Below are 14893 nucleotides of genomic sequence, written 5' to 3'. Positions count from 1 at the left end.
CTGATGACCGGGTCAGGCGCCCGGTCTGGTTTCAGTACCGCCAGCCGATGCTGGCGGATACGCCCACCTGGTACATGCTCAGCTCAATGGTCTGCTGCGGGTTGAGCGGGTTGTCGCCCTTGACGCTGTTACGCGGTGAGTAGAATACCGACCCCGAGAATTCCAGGGAATCACCGAACTGTCGGGTAAAGCCGCCAGTGAAGTGCCATTCCTGGACGCCGGGAGCCAGAATGTTGAACAGCACTTCCTCTTCCTGCACCGGCTGCTCGCCGTAGCTGATGCCGGCACGCCAGGTTTGCCGATCGGTCTGCTGCCATTGCCAGCCCAGCTTGACGATGGTCATGTCGTCCCAGCCAAAGCCGGCACCATCGTCATCACCGAGTTGGGCGGTCATCAGGTTTGGCAGCATGGGGTTTCCCACGCTGTTGATGTCGCTGTAGCGGATGTGCTGAACGTCGAGCAGGATCCAGTGCCGGTCGATGCCGGACCAGGCGATACCGGCATTGAACATCTGGGGAATATCGAAGTCACCCTGTTCGGCGAACAGGCCCTGGTACTCGTCGAATTCTTCCATTTCCAGAATGGTGCGGAAGTTCAGGCCGCCGCGCAGGGTGTCGGTGATCTCACCCTGCCAGCCAATCTGGATACCATAGCCCCAGGCATCATCGGTGCCGTTGTTGGTTAGAGCCGAAGGATCGGAGGAATAGCCGGCAAAAGCGCCCAGACCTTTCGCTTCGAAACGCTGGTAGGCAATCATCGGAGAAATACCGATGGCCTGGTTGTCGGCGAATTTCCAGGACCAGGTAGGTGCGATGTACAGCTGCTCCAGATTGACGCCGGTCCGGCCACCATAGAAGGGGCCTCCGTTATCGCCGGGATAGCTGGTGTTCATTCCGCCGTTGGCAAACACTGACACACCCAGGGCGTGACGGTCATTGAGGCGGTGATTGACACCGAAGTGGGGGATCAGGAACGCATCCCGGCTGCTCTGGTAGCTGCCCGGCTGCAGCGAAAACGCAGGTGGCGGGGCCATCGGACCTTCAACTTCGTACTTGCGCCGGGGCGAGAACAGCTCCAGCCCACCATCCACGCGATCACCGACAAAAGCCAGGCCGGCCGGGTTGGTGGCAGCAGCGATGCTGTCCTGCGCCAGTGCCGCACCGGCGCCGGCCATGCCGGAACTGATGGTGCCATAACCGTGGCTGAAGTAACCATTGGTGGCAGATGCAACCGACGGCAGGAATGCGGAGGCGGCTGCAATGCCCAGAGCAGTCTTGAGGCGCATAATGAAAACCCGTTCATTGACAAATATCGATTATGGCGCCCGTTTATACAGAAAATTGGTTATAAGATGAAGAATTAAAAGCTAATATGGTTATATTGTCCGGTTAGGCCTCGCAAACCGCCGGTTATCGGCCATACTTTGGGGCGTTGGCTTATATCCCTGATAAACTGGCTAAAATTTCGTGTAACAGGACGTCACGTGGCTTCATTTCAACTCAAAGAACGGCTGCAGGCAGCAGAAGACTGGATTCTTGCGAACCCCGATCCGCCCCAGAAGTGGCCGTGGACCTGGCTCTATAAGGTCGGGCGTTCCGTCTATGCCCTGGTGCGGGACGTACTCAGCGGGCAACTCACCCTGCACGCCATGAGCCTGGTTTATACCACGCTGCTCAGTATTGTGCCGTTGCTTGCCCTCAGCTTCTCCGTGCTCAAGGCCATGGGCGTGCACGAGCGGATGGAGCCTTTCCTGTTCCAGTTCTTCGAGCCGATGGGGCCTCAGGGTATCGAAGTGGCGAACAGGATCCTCGGGTTTGTGGACAACATGAAAGTGGGGGTGCTCGGGTCGGTCGGTCTCGCCCTGCTCGTCTACACGGTGATTTCACTGATCCAGAAGATCGAGCGCTCCTTCAACATGATCTGGCGGGTCCCGGATATGCGTTCCCTGGCCCAGCGATTCAGCAATTACCTGAGTGTGATCATGGTGGGACCGTTGCTGATGGTATCCGCAATCGGGGTGACCGCCACCATCTTCTCGTCGGATATCGTCCAGACCCTGGTGGAGATCGAGCCTTTTGGGTCCCTGATTCTGGCCATTAGCCGGTTTACCCCGTTTTTCCTCGTGGTTGCAGCGTTTACCTTTGTCTACATCTTCATCCCCAACACCCGGGTCAAGCTTCGTTATGCCTTTACTGCAGGTTTGGTTGCGGGGGTTTCCTGGCAGGCTGCCGGTATGCTGTTTGCCTCTTTTGTGGCCGGCTCAGCCAAGTACGCGGCCATCTATTCCAGTTTCGCAATCGGCATCATCCTGCTGATCTGGATCTATCTGAACTGGATGATCCTGTTGCTCGGCGCGAGCCTGGCGTTCTATCTGCAGTATCCGGGGTCCGTGGCCAAGCGCAGGCAGGTCCAGCTCGCGCCGGAACTCCAGGAAAGGGTGGGGCTGGCGGTCATGTGGATGGTAGCCAGGCCGTTCAGTGAAGGCGAAACTGCACCCCAGCAGGAGGCGTTGGAGCAAAGGCTCCGGGTGCCGGGGGAGGTGACGCGCACAATCAGTGACAAACTGATCCGCGCGGGATTGCTGTCCCTGGCAGGCCGGCAGGGTGATCAGCTGGTGCCCGGGCGGGCACTCGACCTGATCACTGTCCGTCATATTCTGGATGTCGTTCGCAAGGATGAGGACCGGGTTGTGGACCGGATGCCGTCGGTTCTGCCGCCGGCCCTCATGGATGGCGCGAGGGATCAGGAGTCTGAAACCCTGGCTTCGCTGCTACGGCAATCGAAGGCCTGAGAAATCGCTCAGGCCTGACCATCGGTGGATCCTTTTAAACAAGCAGGGTTTCCCCGAACACGAAGACCAGCTGGCAGACACCGGCGGCAAAACCCAGGAAGGCGCCCACCAGGATCAATTTGATCTCGTCCTCCTGGAAACAGGGCCGCAGCAGGTCCTGGAACTCTTCCGATGACAGGGCAATCATCCGCTCCACCATGATGGATTCCACGGCCTGGGCCCGGTCCTTCTCGAACACCGGATTATTGAAGGAGGTCTGGGAGATCTCTATGGCTTTTTCGCCCACTTGCGTCTTAAGAGTGGCAAAGCCGGTGGGGCCGAAAGCCATCTGGGTGAGCGCTTTGCCCATGCCTGCGGTTTCGTCCACCAGCGGCTTGATATGCTTTTTAACCATATTGCGGGCGCGGTCTCCCTTCGGGCCTTCCAGGATCGCGCCGATGATGTTGCCTACGGTGAGAATTTCGTGGGTGACAATGTGGCAGAAGGATTCCGCCACTTCAGGCTGGCGTTTGAGAAACAGGCCCTGGATCCGGAGCGGTCCCACCTTTTTCTCACGCAACGGCCGGAAGATGACATTCAGGGCGATCCAGTTGGTGGCCCAGCCGACCAGGAGGCCGAAGAAGGGCAGTACCCACCAGGCAGGGTAAACATACCAGACGGCCATCTGGATCAAACCGAACAGGAAGCCGAAGTACAGGCCCGAGTTGATGATGAAGCGGAATTCCACTTCGCCGCACTCGAGGAAGATGCGGTTCAGCAGTTGTTTGTCTTTGGCCAGCCGCTCGATAACCATGCCTTTGATGTCCAGCAGGTCTTCGATGTTGTCGGAGATGTCCTCGACCAGGTTGTCCACCAGTTGCGGGGTGGATTTCCGGACCCGGTCGTAGACCATCTTGCGGGCCGAGGTGGGCAGGTTTTCCCAGAAGGTGGGATATTCCCGGAGCATCATTTCGTCGACGTATTCTTCGATTCTGGGGTCGACGGAATGGACAATGTGCGCGGCGAGTACCTTGGGGTCGATCTGGTGGAAGATTTCCTGGACGGTGCCAATTTTGGAGATTGTGGCGTCGACGCTGATGGCGGCCATTTTTCGGGCCTTGGAGGGGATAATGCCCTGCCAGCCGAGCAGGGGTGGTTTGCCGATAAATTCCAGGGGGTAGAAGGTCATCTTGATGGCAAGCCAGTTGGTGGTCCAGCCGATCAGGGCTGCGATCACTGGGATGCTCAGGTATTGCCAGAATTCTTGGGTCGTCAGCAGGCTTGTCATCCGGTACTCGCACTCTTTATTTGTTTTGCGGCTTGGGAGCATGTGGTCGGTCGGGCAGGGGGCTCTGAAACACGCTCCTTGCGGCACGTCCCTGTGACGCTTGGGCTCCGCCATCCATGGCTCCGCACAGTTTCAGAGCCCCCTGCCCGACCAACCACCCGAACATATGGTGGTGCTCGCTTGGGCCAAATTGTCAGACAGCGATAATGTTGGCCGGTCCGGTTGCTGTCAATGACTACAAAGCCGAAACGGGACGGCGGCACGGTCGTAGGGATTATGTGCCGATGTCGCCCCAGAGCCATTGGCACAGGGCCATCGCCGCCACCGGTGCGGTTTCGGTGCGGAGGACGCGGGGGCCGAGTGCTACGGGGAGGAATCCGGATTGTTCGGCCGCTGCGATTTCTTCGGGGCTCAGGCCACCTTCCGGGCCGATCATGAGGGCGACCGAGCCGGGTGTGGCCAGGGATTTCAGGCTTTGTTCAGTGCGGTGGTGCAGAGCCAGGCGCAGGTCGCAGGTCTGGCTGTGTTCGAACCACTGGTTCAGGTCCATAACCGGAAGGATTTCCGGGACGCGGGCGCGGCCACATTGTTCGGCGGCGCTGATGGCGACCTGTTGCCAGTGGCGCAGGCGTTTGTCTTCCCGGTCGCCTTTGAGTTTGACGTCGCAGCGTTCGGTGGTCAACGGCACGATCTGGCTGACGCCCATTTCCACGGCTTTCTGGACGGCGTAGTCCATACGATCGCCCTTGGACAGGGTCTGGCCAAGCACGATTTCCAGTGGAGACTCGGTGGTGGTGGCTGTCGCTCCGAAGATCTCCACGTGCACGTGCTTCTTGCTCGCATCCAGGATCGTGGCGTCGTAGTCCTGGCCATCGCCGTTGAACAGGGTCAGTTGCTGTCCGGGCTGCATCCTCAGAACCCGGCCTACGTGCTGGGCGGCGTTGTCGTCCAGTTCGCAGGTGCTGCCAACGGTCAGTTCCGAGTCTGTGTAGATTCTGGGGACGCGCATTCGGGTCAGTCCTTTACGGCGATTTCGATGCCTTCGGTCGCGACCTGGGCGAGGTGGCGGATCTGCTCCTCGGTGATCACGTAAGGCGGCATGAAATATACCACGTTACCCAGGGGGCGTAGCAGTGACTGCCGGGTCAGGGCGTGTTGGTAGACGCGGATGCCCCGGCGTTCCTGCCAGGGGAACGGGGTCTTGCTGGCCTTGTCTTTCACCATTTCCACAGCCAGGGTCATGCCGTGCTGGCGGATGTCGCCAACGTTTGGATGGTCTGCCAGGTGGGCAACGGCTTCGCCCATGCAGCGGGACAGGTGGCGGTTGTTTTCGATGACATTGTCGTCCCGGAAAATGTCGAGGGTGGCCAGGGCCACCGCGCAGCCAATGGGGTTGCCGGTGTAGCTGTGGCTGTGGAGGAACGCCCGAAGCGTTTCGTAGTCGTCGTAGAAGGCGTTGTAGACGTCATCGGTGGTCAGTACCACGGACAGGGGCAGGTAGCCGGCGGTCAGGCCTTTGGAGAGGCACATGAAATCCGGGGTGATGCCGGATTGTTCGCAGGCAAACAGGGTGCCTGTGCGGCCGAAGCCAACGGCAATTTCGTCGGCAATCAGGTGCACATTGTATCGGTCACAGGCCTCACGCAGTTTGGTGTGGTAAACCGGGTGGTGCATGCGCATGCCGCCGGCACACTGGATCAGGGGTTCCACCACCACCGCGCAGATTTCCTCGTGTTTCTCTGCTAGGAGTTTTTCCATGGCTTCGAACTGGCGCAGGGCGTATTCCTCGTCGGTCTCGCCGGCCTCTTTGTTGAAGGCATCCGGGGAGGGGGCTGTGAGCACTTCCATCAGCAGCGGCTGGTAGGTGTCCTTGTAGAGGGCGACGTCGCCGAGGGCCAGGGCGCCGAGGGTTTCCCCGTGGTAGCTGTTGCTGAGGTTGACGAAGTTCTTCTTGCCCGGCTTTCCGTGGTTTTTCCAGTAGTGGTAGCTCATCTTCAGGGCCGCCTCGATGGCCGATGAGCCGTTGTCTGCATAGAAGCACTTGTTCAGGCCTTCGGGGGTGACCTCGATCAGGCGCTCCGAGAGGTTGACCACCGGTTCGTGGCTGAAGCCGGCCAGGATAACGTGCTCGAGCTTGCCAATCTGTTCCTGGATGGCGGCGTTGATGCGGGGGTTGGCGTGACCGAACAGGTTGACCCACCAGGAGCTGACCGCATCGATATAGCGGTTGCCCTCGAAGTCTTCCAGCCAGACACCTTCACCCCGTTTTACGGGTATCAGGGGCAGGGATTCGTGATCTTTCATTTGTGTGCAGGGGTGCCACACGGATTTGAGATCGCGGGCGACGAGATCGGCGTTGCGCATGGTGAGTCTCCGGTCACGTTGTCTGGTTTTGAATAGGCGCTGTTAACCTGTGCGGATATTACAGTTAACAGCGGAGTCTGGCTAGCGCGCCCCGATTGGCTGACCAACCGGCCAATGCCGGTGGTGGTCTTTGTCCGCAGAATTTGCTGGACACGATACGGAGACCACCCATGCAAATTGAACTGGAACACCCCTACGAAGCAAGTCTGGAGCAGGTGCTGGGCACCTTCTTCCACAAGGACCATATCCTGGAGAAAAATGCCCGGCTCGGTTCCCGCAACGTATGTGTGCCCGAGTTGGTCAAGGATGATGTATCGGCCAAACTGGTCATTGAGCGGGAAGTGACAACCTCACTTGAGGTGCCCGGAATTCTGGCCAGCTTCCATCGGGAATGGAATCGCGTTCGCCAGGAAGAGCATTGGTTTCGCAAGAGTGATCAGGAATGGCATTGCGAGTTCCGGGTCCACATCGAGAATGTGCCGGCGAAAATCAAGGGCATGATGCGTCTGCAGGGCTCCGATGAACAATGCACCAACCACGTACTGTTGACTGTTCGTTGCGATGTGCCACTTCTGGGGAAGAAGGTGGCGAAATTCCTGGCGGACGATTGCCACGCCAAAATCGAGAGTGAGTATCAGGCGACCCGCCAGTTGTTGTAGTGGGCCTCTGAAACGGAAAAGCCCCCGGAGCGGGGGCTTTTGGAGGGGCCGGTTAGTGGGCGAGAACCCGTGAAAGGAACGCCTGGGTACGTTCATTCTGCGGGTTGTCGAACACATCGTCCGGCTTGCCCTGTTCCACGATCTGGCCTTCATGGATGTAGATAACCCGGTCGGCCACTTCACGGGCGAAGCCCATTTCGTGGGTCACGACCATCATGGTCATCCCTTCCTTGGCCAGTTCGCGCATGACGTCCAGCACTTCGCCGATCATCTCCGGGTCCAGTGCCGAGGTTGGCTCATCGAACAGCATCAGGCGCGGTTCCATGGCCAGGGCGCGGGCGATGGCCACCCGCTGCTGCTGACCACCGGAGAGGTGGCTCGGGTACTTGTCGGCCTGGTCGCCGATACCGACACGGTTCAGCAGCCGCTCGGCGGTGCCGTTGGCCACCACCTGTGAGGCGTTCTTCACCTTCATGGGCGCCAGCATGACGTTCTTCTTCACCGTCAGGTGTGGGAACAGGTTGAACTGCTGGAACACCATGCCCACTTCCTTGCGGATCTCGGCCAGGGCTTTCTGGTTGCCGCCTTTGGGGGCGAGGGCCTGGCCGTCCACCACCAGCTTGCCGGATTCGAATTCTTCCAGGCCGTTCACGCAGCGGATCAGGGTGGATTTACCGGAGCCACTGGCGCCGATGATCACCACCACTTCACCCTGCTCGACCGTCAGGTCGATATTCTTGAGGACATGAAGCTTGCCGAAGTACTTGTTCATGCCCTTCATTTCAACAATATGAGTCATGGGTACCTTTCCTTCAGACAGATGCCAGTCCGCGCCGCTCTACCAGGCGGAGGATCAATGACAGGGACAGAGTGATCGCCAGGTAAAGGATGGCCACCACGAAATAAACCTCGAACGCGGTAAAGGTGTTGGCGATGTAGATCTGACCCTGACGGACCAGCTCACCGACACCGATAACGGAGAACAGGGAGGTGTCCTTGATACTGACGATTGCCTGATTGCCCAGGGGTGGAATCATGCGACGGAAGGCCTGGGGCCAGATGATGGACCAGAAGGTCTGGGTACGGGACAGACCCAGGGAAAGGCCGGCTTCGGTCTGGCCCTTGGCGATGGACTGTACGCCGCCACGAACCACTTCCGAGATGTAGGCGCCGGAGTTCAGGGCGATGGCCGCGATACCGGCAGTCAGCGGATCAATCGGTCCGCCAATCAGGTCGGGCAGGCCGTAGAAGATGAACAGCACCTGCACCAGGATGGGGGTGCCGCGGAAAATCTCGATATAAGCGGTCGCCGGCCAGCGCAGGAACCACTTCTTGTTGATGCTCAGCAGGCCGAAAATGATACCCAGCACGAAACCGATAAGCAGGCCGCCAAACGAGATCAACAGGGTGTAGGGGATCCCTTTGAGCAGAAAGGGAATAGAGTCGATGGCTGCTTGCCAATCGAACTGAAACTGGAATTCCACGGTTAGTGTCTCCGCAGGAAGTTGGAGTCAGGAACAGCCGGGGCACAGGGGCCCCGGCGCGGGGAATCGGATCGGATGATCCTTCAGCCCTTACATGCCCTCAGGCATCGGGCCGAACCACTTCTCATAGATGCTCTTGTAGGTACCGTCTTCCTTCATGGAAGCCAGTGCAGCGTTGACTTCGTCAACCCACTCACTGCCCTCGACCAGGGCAATACCGTACTGCTGGCCTTCATACAGCGGGCCGACGGTAGTGACTTTGCCTTCACCCTTGGTACGGGCGAAGTAGCCAACGTTGGGCGCGTCATAGAAGACGGCGTCGATGGCGCGGGACATCAGGGCCATGTACATGTCGGAGCTGCCCGGATAGGGAGTAACCCCGTCATCGGCTTCCAGGTTGGCCATCAGGTAATCGTAGGAGGTACTGCCGATCTTGGTGCCGATTTTCAGGCCTTCCAGGTCGTCAAAGGTTTTGACCTCATCATTGCCTTCGCGAACCATAATGCGCAAACCCGAATCGTAGTACGGGTCCGAGAAGTCGACGATCTGTTCACGTTCTTCGGTGATGGTGATACCGGCAATGGCAATATCCACGTTGCCGGTCTGCAGGGCCGGGATGATGCCGTTGAAGTCCATGGTGTTCAGGTCGATCTCAAAGCCGGCGCGGTCGGCCACTTCACGGATGATTTCCATGTCGAAACCGATCATCTCGCCGGTTTCCTGGTCCATCATCTCGAACGGAACAAAGCTCGGGTCGGTGACCACTTTGAGAGTTTCCGCGCTAGCTGTTCCCGCCGCCACAGTCAGTGCCAGGCTGGCGCCAAGAGTCTTCAGCCATTTCGTGCTCATGCTTTCTCCTTGTGCTTTTTTTCAGGCCCCGTTTGCCCGGTAAGGCAAGCCGGAACAACCACTGCTGGTGACCGTGGCTTCCGGGGAGCGTTTATGGGATTGCAACACATACACTTTAGACTATTACCCACCGGGCTGCCTAAAATCAAATGCTTGGGGGGTGAAGGTGGGGTCAGAAGAAGGCGTTCTTCAGACCCCGGGGAGAAAAAAAGGGGTCAGATGAAAGATTTCATCTGACCCCATGTTCATGCCCCATTTTATCCGGGCATTCAGAATGCAATTTTCTCCCGATCGCTGATACCCAGATTCTTCCAGATACTCAGGCTCGGCTCTGCCTGGTTCAGGGTATAGAAGTGCAGCCCCGGTGCACCCGCCTTCAGAAGGCGTTCACACATTTCGGTTACCACTTCTTCGCCGAACTTGCGGATGCTGTCGCTGTCGTCACCGTAGGCTTCCAGCTGCTTGCGGATCCAGCGGGGGATTTCCGCGCCGCACATGTCCGAGAACCGCACCAGGCTGGAGAAGTTGACGATGGGCATGATGCCCGGCACCACCGGAATGGTGACGCCCATCTTCTCCAGGCGCTCGATGAAGTAGAAGTAGCTGTCCGCATTGAAGAAATACTGGGTGATGGCGCTGTTGGCACCAGCCTGTACCTTGCGGGCAAAGTTCTTCAGGTCTTCCTCTGCGTTGCGGGCCTGGGGGTGGAATTCCGGATAGGCGGCCACCTCCAGGTTGAAGTGATCACCGCTGTGCTCCCGGATGAATTCCACCAGTTCATTGGCGTAGCGCAGCTCACCGGAGGCCCCCATACCCGAGGGCAGGTCGCCCCGCAGGGCAACGATCCGGCTAATGCCGTTTTCCTTGTACAGGTCCAGCAACTCGCCGATTTCCTCGCGGGTGCCACCCACGCAGGACAGGTGCGGCGCCGTGGAAATGCCCTGCTTGTGCAGGCTGAGCACGGTTTCAATGGTGCGGTCCCGGGTGGAACCGCCCGCCCCGAAGGTGACCGAGAAGAAGTCCGGTTCCACCTCAGCCAATTTGTTGCGCACCGTTTGCAGCTTCTCCTTGCCCTGATCGGTCTTGGGCGGGAAAAACTCGAAGCTGAACCGGCGCTTGAATTGCTTCTGGGATTCCATGATCTGTTCCGCTTAGTACCTGTAGCTTTCCGGCTTATACGGTCCTTCGACCGGTACACCGATGTATTTCGCCTGATCCGGGGTCATCTTGGTGATCACGCCACCAAAACCTTCCACCATGGCGCGGGCGACTTCTTCGTCCAGTTGCTTCGGCAGCACCTGAACGTAGACGCCTTTGGTCTTGGAGTCTTCCGGCAGGTCACCGAACTTGCGCTCGAACAGGTACATCTGGGCCAGCACCTGGTTGGCGAACGAACCGTCCATGATCCGGGACGGGTGACCGGTGGCGTTGCCCAGGTTCACCAGGCGGCCTTCGGACAGCAGAATCAGGTGGTCGTTGGTGGCCTTGTCGCGGTAGATCACGTGAACCTGCGGTTTGACCTCGTCCCACTCCCAGTTCTTGCGCATGTAGGCGGTATCGATCTCGTTGTCGAAGTGGCCGATGTTACATACCACGGCGCCACTCTTCAGAGCCTTGAGCATGTTGGCGTCACACACGTTGACGTTACCGGTGGTGGTCACCAGCAGGTCGGTGTTGCCCAGCAGATCCTTGTTGATACCCTGCTCGGTGCCGGTGTTCACGCCGTCGATGTACGGGGAAACGACTTCAAAGCCGTCCATGCAGGCCTGCATGGCACAGATCGGATCCGCTTCGGTCACTTTCACGATCATGCCTTCCTGGCGCAGGGACAGGGCAGAACCCTTGCCCACGTCACCGTAACCGATCACCAGGGCTTTCTTGCCGGACAGCAGGTGGTCGGTGGCACGCTTGATGGCGTCGTTCAGGCTGTGGCGGCAGCCGTACTTGTTGTCATTCTTGGACTTGGTCACGGAATCGTTCACGTTGATCGCCGGCACCTTCAGGGTGCCTTCCCGCAGCATTTCCTGCAGGCGGTGAACGCCGGTGGTGGTTTCCTCGGTGATGCCGTGGCTCTTTTCGAGGATTTCCGGGTATTTGTCGTGGAGCAGGGCGGTGAGGTCGCCGCCATCGTCCAGGATCATGTTCGGCTCCCAGCCGTCGACATCCGCGCCCACGGTGCGCTCGAGGCACCACTCGTACTCTTCCTCGGTCTCGCCTTTCCAGGCAAACACGGGGATGCCCTGGGCGGCGATGGCGGCGGCGGCCTGGTCCTGGGTGGAGAAGATGTTGCAGGAGGACCAGCGTACGTTGGCACCCAGCTCGACCAGGGTTTCAATCAGCACCGCGGTCTGGATGGTCATGTGGATGCAGCCCATGATGTTGGCGCCTTTGAGCGGCTGCTCTGCCTTGTATTTGTTACGCAGAGCCATCAGGGCGGGCATTTCGCCTTCGGCGATCTTGATTTCCTTGCGGCCCCAGTCGGCCAGGGAGATGTCGCGGACTTTGTAGTCGTCGAAGTTCTTCAGTTTTTCTGCCGGAGTGCTCATGGTGTTCTCCTGTCAGTTCTTTTTGGCCCTGGGAGTTTGATGTTCCCCTGGCCTCTAGTTTGGGAGTTGCCGGAGGTGGGGCACTGCTTCCGTGGAACCGCTACGAGCACGTCCATGTGCGCTTGTTTCAGGCCATCCTTGGCCTTCAACATTCCACGGAAGCAGCGCCCCACCTCCTCTCTCAACCTTTGGGCGTTTGCGGTCATGAATACGCCCATCATATGGCTTTGGCCTGAATCGAATCTTAATGATTCGACCCGCTTGAGCTGTTTTGTCGATAAGCCATCACCGACTGTCCAAGCGGTGGTGAGGTAAGGCCTTTGCGGACTGTTGAGGGCCATGGACGGCCCGAAACAAGCGCACATGGATGTGCTCGTAGCGTGTCCGCAAAGGCCTTACCTCAGCGCCGCCACCCCCAGAGGTGACGGGCTACTCAAATAAAACTCAGAGGCCAGACCCGGCACTCTCAACCCCGGAAGCATCCCGAAGCGCCTCGGCGCGGTCGGTCTTCTCCCATGGGAACGCGGTGAAGGTGTCGTTGCCGACAGTCTTCTCGAACGGGTCACGCCCAAAGTGACCGTAGGCTGCGGTTTCCCGGTACATCGGGTGCAGCAGGTCCAGCATGCGGGTGATGGCATACGGACGCAGGTCGAAGTTCTGGCGGACCAGTTCGACGATACGGTCGTCGCTGATCTTGCCGGTGCCGAAGGTGTTCAGGGAGATCGAGGTCGGCTCCGCTACGCCGATGGCGTAGGAGACCTGGATCTCGCACTTGTCGGCCAGGCCGGCGGCGACGATGTTCTTGGCCACGTAACGACCTGCGTAGGCTGCAGAACGGTCCACCTTGGACGGATCCTTGCCGGAGAACGCGCCGCCGCCGTGGCGGGCCATGCCGCCGTAGGTGTCGACGATGATCTTCCGGCCGGTCAGGCCGCAGTCACCCACCGGGCCGCCGATGACGAATTTGCCGGTCGGGTTGAGGTGGAACTGGGTGTCCTTGTGCAGCAGCTCTGCCGGCAGTGCGTGCTTGACGATCAGCTCCATCACCGCTTCTTTCAGGTCTTCCTGGCTGACGTCCGGGTCGTGCTGGGTGGACAGGACCACGGCATCGATGCCGGTAACCTTGCCGTTTTCGTAGCGGCAGGTGACCTGGCTCTTGGCGTCCGGGCGCAGCCAGGGCAGCAGGCCGCTCTTGCGGGCTTCGGCCTGGCGCTGGACCAGTCGGTGGGAGTAGGTGATCGGCGCGGGCATGAGGACGTCGGTCTCGTTGCTGGCGAAGCCGAACATCAGGCCCTGGTCACCGGCGCCCTGGTCTTCCGGCTTCTGGCGGTCAACGCCCTGGGCGATGTCCACGGACTGCTTGCCGATGATGTTGATCACGCCGCAGGTGCTACCGTCGTAGCCCACGTCAGAGGAGGTGTAACCGATGTCGTTGATCACGCCGCGAACCAGGTCTTCCAGGTCAACCCAGGCGCTGGTGGTGATCTCGCCGCCGATGATGGCAACGCCGGTTTTGACCATGGTTTCACAGGCCACGCGGGCGTGCTTGTCTTCGGTCAGGATGGCATCCAGGACCGCGTCGGAGATCTGGTCCGCCAGTTTGTCCGGGTGGCCTTCGGAGACCGATTCGGAGGTAAAGATGTTGTAGTCAGACATAGGTGTTTGCTCCTCTGTGAGCGCTTCAAATTCGTGCCGGGGGTCAAACCTGACCGGTGCCGGCTGCCTGGTTGTTGATGGTTGTCAGGGCATACGTAAAATTACCTACGCCCATATCAAAACTTTTTGATATTCCTGTTTCGGCCAATCCCTCAGGCCGGTCTGGAGGTTTTCCAGAATTCCCGTACCTGTACCTGGAAGCCGTTGCGCAGGCCAATAAACAGCTGTTCGCCGGCTACCAGGTCAGCATCTGCTGCCCAGCTGGTCAGTTCCTCGGGCTCGAAACCGAGCCAGAGGTCACCGCAGTTTTCCTTGGCCCAGTCCTGGTCGTGGCTGCACAGATCGCTGATCACGAAGCAGCCGCCGTTGTTCATCAGTGCCGCGGCGTCGAGGAAGATGTCCGCCGGGCTGGGCACGTGGTGCAGCACCATGTTGGCCACCACCAGATCGAAGGAGTCGCCCCGGGCCAGCAGGGTGTCGGTCACGCCCTCGATCAGGTCCACGTTGTTCAGTTTTTCGTCGGTGCAGGTGCGCGTGGCCTTGGCCAGCATGTCCCGGCTGTTGTCCAGGGCCACCACGTGCCCGAACAGACCGGACAGCACCGGCAGAAACGCGCCTTCGCCCGGACCGATTTCCAGTGCTGTCTGCCAGTCCTGCTTGCCGGCCCTTTTTCGGATCAGTTCCGCCGTGGGCTCGGCATACAGATCAAAGGCGGCAATCAATTCCTGCTGCTCCCGGAACTGCTCCGCGTGCCGGGAGAAGAAGGCCTGGGACTGGTCCGCCCGTTGATCGCGAATCGCCTCGATCTTCTTCTGCAGCGGCTCGGCCAGGGGCACGCGGTCCACCGTTTCGAAAATCTGCCGGATGGTCTGGTCGCTGAGCTTGTCGCTGTCCAGGTGCAGGGGGCGGCGATAGAAAATGGCATTGCCTTCCCGCTGCGGCTCCAGCAACCCGGCCTTATGCATCACTTTCAGGTGATGGCTCATGCCGGACTGGCGCATATCGAACATCTGGCTCAGCTCCAGCACACCAAAGGTGTCCCGGCGCAGCACACGCAGGATCTCCAGGCGCAGCGGATCGCCGCTCGCCTTGAAGATCGGGGCCAGGGCGTCCACCGAGGCCAGTTGATTTGCATGTGCATTCAATGAGGTCATGGTTGCGAAGTGTAGGGCGGTTCGGCTGGTCAATCAATAGGCATATCAAAAAATTTTGATATAGGTTTATCACGCTTTGAAATCAGCTGTTTCGGGAATCCGCAGGCAAACAATCGTGAAAAG

13 protein-coding genes are annotated in these 14893 nt (G+C 59.3%); 2 read left to right on the top strand and 11 right to left on the bottom strand.

Translation table 11 applies throughout. The features are described 5' to 3' along the window. Nucleotides 1-31 precede the first annotated feature (31 nt). Complete coding sequence (locus ACQUTG_RS02215) at nucleotides 32-1285, bottom strand: OmpP1/FadL family transporter (protein WP_428917842.1); 1254 nt, start codon at nucleotides 1283-1285, stop codon at nucleotides 32-34. 198 nt (nucleotides 1286-1483) lie between these two features. On the opposite strand from ACQUTG_RS02215, the gene ACQUTG_RS02210 reads away from it, so the two are divergent. Next, nucleotides 1484-2791, top strand: coding sequence for a YihY/virulence factor BrkB family protein (locus tag ACQUTG_RS02210; RefSeq protein ID WP_428917841.1), 1308 nt, complete (start codon nucleotides 1484-1486; stop codon nucleotides 2789-2791). 34 nt (nucleotides 2792-2825) lie between these two features. Here ACQUTG_RS02210 and ACQUTG_RS02205 read toward each other — a convergent pair whose 3' ends face one another. The 3 genes from ACQUTG_RS02205 to ACQUTG_RS02195 all read right to left on the bottom strand — a co-directional run bounded on the left by ACQUTG_RS02205 (nucleotide 2826) and on the right by ACQUTG_RS02195 (nucleotide 6422). After that, nucleotides 2826-4058 (bottom strand): DUF445 domain-containing protein, encoded by a 1233-nt coding sequence (locus tag ACQUTG_RS02205; RefSeq protein WP_428917840.1) that lies wholly within the window; start codon nucleotides 4056-4058, stop codon nucleotides 2826-2828. Nucleotides 4059-4332: 274 nt separating this feature from the next. Continuing rightward, nucleotides 4333-5067, bottom strand: a complete 735-nt coding sequence (locus ACQUTG_RS02200; RefSeq protein ID WP_428917839.1) for a 16S rRNA (uracil(1498)-N(3))-methyltransferase — start codon at nucleotides 5065-5067, stop codon at nucleotides 4333-4335. A 5-nt stretch (nucleotides 5068-5072) separates the two neighbouring features. Then, complete coding sequence (locus ACQUTG_RS02195; RefSeq protein WP_428917838.1) at nucleotides 5073-6422, bottom strand: adenosylmethionine--8-amino-7-oxononanoate transaminase; 1350 nt, start codon at nucleotides 6420-6422, stop codon at nucleotides 5073-5075. A gap of 170 nt (nucleotides 6423-6592) precedes the next feature. On the opposite strand from ACQUTG_RS02195, the gene ACQUTG_RS02190 reads away from it, so the two are divergent. Continuing rightward, complete coding sequence (locus ACQUTG_RS02190; RefSeq protein ID WP_428917837.1) at nucleotides 6593-7081, top strand: DUF2505 domain-containing protein; 489 nt, start codon at nucleotides 6593-6595, stop codon at nucleotides 7079-7081. Between the two features lie 52 nt (nucleotides 7082-7133). Here ACQUTG_RS02190 and ACQUTG_RS02185 read toward each other — a convergent pair whose 3' ends face one another. The 7 genes from ACQUTG_RS02185 to ACQUTG_RS02155 all read right to left on the bottom strand — a co-directional run bounded on the left by ACQUTG_RS02185 (nucleotide 7134) and on the right by ACQUTG_RS02155 (nucleotide 14770). Next, entirely contained in the window at nucleotides 7134-7880 is a 747-nt protein-coding gene (locus ACQUTG_RS02185; RefSeq protein ID WP_113863216.1) for an amino acid ABC transporter ATP-binding protein, read from the bottom strand. Between the two features lie 13 nt (nucleotides 7881-7893). Continuing rightward, complete coding sequence (locus ACQUTG_RS02180; RefSeq protein WP_343811631.1) at nucleotides 7894-8565, bottom strand: amino acid ABC transporter permease; 672 nt, start codon at nucleotides 8563-8565, stop codon at nucleotides 7894-7896. Between the two features lie 90 nt (nucleotides 8566-8655). Then, nucleotides 8656-9414 (bottom strand): transporter substrate-binding domain-containing protein, encoded by a 759-nt coding sequence (locus ACQUTG_RS02175; protein WP_428917836.1) that lies wholly within the window; start codon nucleotides 9412-9414, stop codon nucleotides 8656-8658. 269 nt (nucleotides 9415-9683) lie between these two features. Beyond that, nucleotides 9684-10553: a methylenetetrahydrofolate reductase [NAD(P)H] gene (gene metF / locus ACQUTG_RS02170; RefSeq protein ID WP_428917835.1), complete on the bottom strand. Its 870-nt coding sequence runs from the start codon at nucleotides 10551-10553 to the stop codon at nucleotides 9684-9686. A gap of 12 nt (nucleotides 10554-10565) precedes the next feature. Then, nucleotides 10566-11960, bottom strand: a complete 1395-nt coding sequence (gene ahcY / locus ACQUTG_RS02165) for an adenosylhomocysteinase (protein ID WP_428917834.1) — start codon at nucleotides 11958-11960, stop codon at nucleotides 10566-10568. 444 nt (nucleotides 11961-12404) lie between these two features. Beyond that, nucleotides 12405-13616 (bottom strand): methionine adenosyltransferase, encoded by a 1212-nt coding sequence (gene metK, locus ACQUTG_RS02160; RefSeq protein WP_428917833.1) that lies wholly within the window; start codon nucleotides 13614-13616, stop codon nucleotides 12405-12407. A gap of 152 nt (nucleotides 13617-13768) precedes the next feature. Continuing rightward, a complete protein-coding gene (locus tag ACQUTG_RS02155; RefSeq protein WP_428917832.1) occupies nucleotides 13769-14770 on the bottom strand; it encodes an ArsR/SmtB family transcription factor in 1002 nt (333 codons plus the stop codon). Nucleotides 14771-14893 lie beyond the last annotated feature (123 nt).

The organism is Marinobacter sp. DUT-1, from assembly GCF_050379415.1.
Taxonomy (GTDB): Bacteria; Pseudomonadota; Gammaproteobacteria; order Pseudomonadales; family Oleiphilaceae; genus Marinobacter.
Note: the sequence above shows the minus strand (reverse complement) of the source record. Positions and strands in the feature narration are given on the sequence as shown.

Excerpts from the sequence above, each read along its gene's own strand:
- ACQUTG_RS02215 (WP_428917842.1), bottom strand. The coding sequence starts at position 1,285 with ATGCGCCTCAAGACTGCTCTGGGCATTGCAGCCGCCTCCGCATTCCTG.
- ACQUTG_RS02205 (WP_428917840.1), bottom strand. The coding sequence starts at position 4,058 with ATGACAAGCCTGCTGACGACCCAAGAATTCTGGCAATACCTGAGCATC.
- ACQUTG_RS02200 (WP_428917839.1), bottom strand. The coding sequence starts at position 5,067 with ATGCGCGTCCCCAGAATCTACACAGACTCGGAACTGACCGTTGGCAGC.
- ACQUTG_RS02195 (WP_428917838.1), bottom strand. The coding sequence starts at position 6,422 with ATGCGCAACGCCGATCTCGTCGCCCGCGATCTCAAATCCGTGTGGCAC.
- ACQUTG_RS02190 (WP_428917837.1), top strand. The coding sequence starts at position 6,593 with ATGCAAATTGAACTGGAACACCCCTACGAAGCAAGTCTGGAGCAGGTG.
- ACQUTG_RS02185 (WP_113863216.1), bottom strand. The coding sequence starts at position 7,880 with ATGACTCATATTGTTGAAATGAAGGGCATGAACAAGTACTTCGGCAAG.
- ACQUTG_RS02175 (WP_428917836.1), bottom strand. The coding sequence starts at position 9,414 with ATGAGCACGAAATGGCTGAAGACTCTTGGCGCCAGCCTGGCACTGACT.
- metF (WP_428917835.1), bottom strand. The coding sequence starts at position 10,553 with ATGGAATCCCAGAAGCAATTCAAGCGCCGGTTCAGCTTCGAGTTTTTC.
- ahcY (WP_428917834.1), bottom strand. The coding sequence starts at position 11,960 with ATGAGCACTCCGGCAGAAAAACTGAAGAACTTCGACGACTACAAAGTC.
- metK (WP_428917833.1), bottom strand. The coding sequence starts at position 13,616 with ATGTCTGACTACAACATCTTTACCTCCGAATCGGTCTCCGAAGGCCAC.
- ACQUTG_RS02155 (WP_428917832.1), bottom strand. The coding sequence starts at position 14,770 with ATGACCTCATTGAATGCACATGCAAATCAACTGGCCTCGGTGGACGCC.